General features: G+C 60.4%; 1 protein-coding gene. It reads right to left on the bottom strand.

The window, feature by feature from the left end:
• Positions 1-312 precede the first annotated feature (312 nt).
• Entirely contained in the window at positions 313-1,956 is a 1,644-nt protein-coding gene (locus ABE528_RS27275; protein WP_152954077.1) for an acetolactate synthase large subunit, read from the bottom strand.
• Positions 1,957-2,308: the final 352 nt, after the last annotated feature.

Raw genomic sequence — 2,308 nt, forward strand, 5'->3', positions numbered from 1 at the left:
CAGCCCAGTCTCTGAACTCAGAGTCATAACGCTTTTTCATTACCTTGCACCTTCGCCCCCTTGGATGATTGAGTCAATCAATAGAGGCGACAGGTAGGCTGACACGGGGGGTGCTCTCGAAAAGGGAGCATGAGCATGATCGGTCGACTGCGCTGCGCTGCGGTGAATAGGTAATGCCTGAAAGCATTCGCGGCGGTTAGGTGCCCCGATGAACCCGCTCCCGCAGGGATTGCACAACTATCAAACGCTGTGCAGTCCCTGTGGGGGCGGGTTCATCGGGGCGCCGAACCACCGCGATTAGGACGCTAAGGCTTATACCGCCAGCGCGCGCTCACGCAGCTCGCTGTTGAGGATGCGGTCGTTTTCGCTGTAGTCGACCGGGCAGTCGATCACATGCACGCCAGGGGTCTTGATGCAGTGCTCTAGCAGCGGCAGCAAGGCTTCGGCGCTTTCGACGCGGTGACCATTGGCACCGTAGGCTTCGGCGTACTTGACGAAGTCCGGGTTGCCGTAGTCCAGGCCGAAATCGGTGAAGCCCATGTTGGCCTGCTTCCAGCGGATCATTCCGTAGCCGTCGTCACGCAGGATCACCACGGTGATGTGCATGCCCAGACGCACCGCGGTTTCCAACTCCTGGCTGTTCATCATGAAGCCGCCGTCGCCGCACACCGAAATTACCGGGCGATCCGGGTAGACCAGGTGCGAAGCCATGGCCGATGGCAGGCCGGCGCCCATGGTCGCCAGGGCGTTGTCCAGCAGCACGGTGTTCGGCTTGTGCGCCTTGTAGTTGCGGGCGAACCAGATCTTGTAGATGCCGTTGTCCAGGGCAACGATGCCTTCGGATGGCAGCACACGACGGATGTCGGCGACCAGACGCTGCGGGTAGACCGGGAAGCGGTTGTCGTCGGCGCCTTCGGCGATTTGCGCTTCGTTGGCTTCACGGATGGCCATGAGGCGGGTGAAGTCCCAGTGCGCGGTGTCGTTCAGCGCTTCGCTGATCTGCCACACGGCGTTGGCGATGTCACCGATCACTTCGACCTGCGGGAAGTACACGGCATCGACTTCGGCGGAGCGGAAGCTGATGTGGATGACTTCGGTGCCGCCACGGACCATGAAGAATGGCGGCTTCTCGATCACGTCGTGGCCGATGTTGATGATCAGGTCGGCCGCTTCGATGGCGCGGTGAACGAAGTCACCGGACGACAGCGCAGCGTTACCCAGGAAGCGCGGGTGGCGCTCGTCGACCACACCTTTACCCATCTGGGTGGTGATGAACGGGATACCAGTCTTGTCGATCAGCTGCTTGAGGACCTTGGCGGTCATCTTGCGGTTGGCGCCGGCGCCGATCACCAGGATCGGGCTGCGAGCCTTCTTCAGTTTCTCGACGGCGGCTTCGATGGCCACGTGCTCGGCCAGCGGGCGACGGTGCAGGCTGCGCGGGATCGGCAGGGCGTCGGTCTGCTCGGCGGCGATGTCTTCCGGCAGCTCCAGGTGCACGGCGCCCGGCTTTTCTTCTTCAGCCAGGCGGAATGCTTCGCGCATACGGGCCGGGATGTTGTCGGCCGAAGCGAACTGATGGGTGTACTTGGTGATGGGGTCCATCATGCCGCACACGTCGATGATCTGGAAGCGGCCCTGCTTGGACTTCTTGATCGGCTTCTGGCCGGTAATCATCATCATCGGCATGCCGCCCAGGTAGGCGTACGCACTGGCGGTTACCAGGTTGGTTGCGCCAGGGCCCAGGGTCGACAGGCTGACGCCGGTCTTGCCAGTCAGGCGGCCATAGGTGGCAGCCATGAAGCCCGCAGACTGCTCGTGGCGGGTCAGTACCAGCTTGATCTTCGACTTGCGCAGGGATTCCAGCAGGTCGAGGTTTTCCTCACCAGGAATGCCGAACACATACTCGACACCTTCGTTTTCCAGGCATTGCACAACGACATCGGCGGCCTTGGCCATCTTGCTTGTAACCTCAAGTGATCGGACGGTGGAGTCCAGAAATGCGCAGCACGGTACGCTGGCATCGCTCGGTTCGGGGGCCAGGATTGCCCCGAACTTAAGTCTTGACGCAGCTTAAGCGCAAACAAGTCACGTTAATTTGCGAGAAATATTGTCGCACCGTACAAACGGTGCAGATAGGAGGATACAGACAAAAGACATTTGGCTGCAGCGTCATAGCGCCGCATTGCCGGTGGGCGGAAAAGACAAAACCCCTACCTGCATGCGCAGATAGGGGTTTTGCGAAATGAATCTTGACGATGACCTACTCTCACATGGGGAAACCCCACACTACCATCGGCGATGCATCGTT

This window comes from Pseudomonas sp. TWI628, from assembly GCF_039673865.1.
Taxonomy (GTDB): Bacteria; Pseudomonadota; Gammaproteobacteria; order Pseudomonadales; family Pseudomonadaceae; genus Aquipseudomonas.

Bases quoted from the DNA above. Each gene is read 5' to 3' on its own strand.
- ABE528_RS27275 (WP_152954077.1), bottom strand. From the start codon at position 1,956: ATGGCCAAGGCCGCCGATGTCGTTGTGCAATGCCTGGAAAACGAAGGT.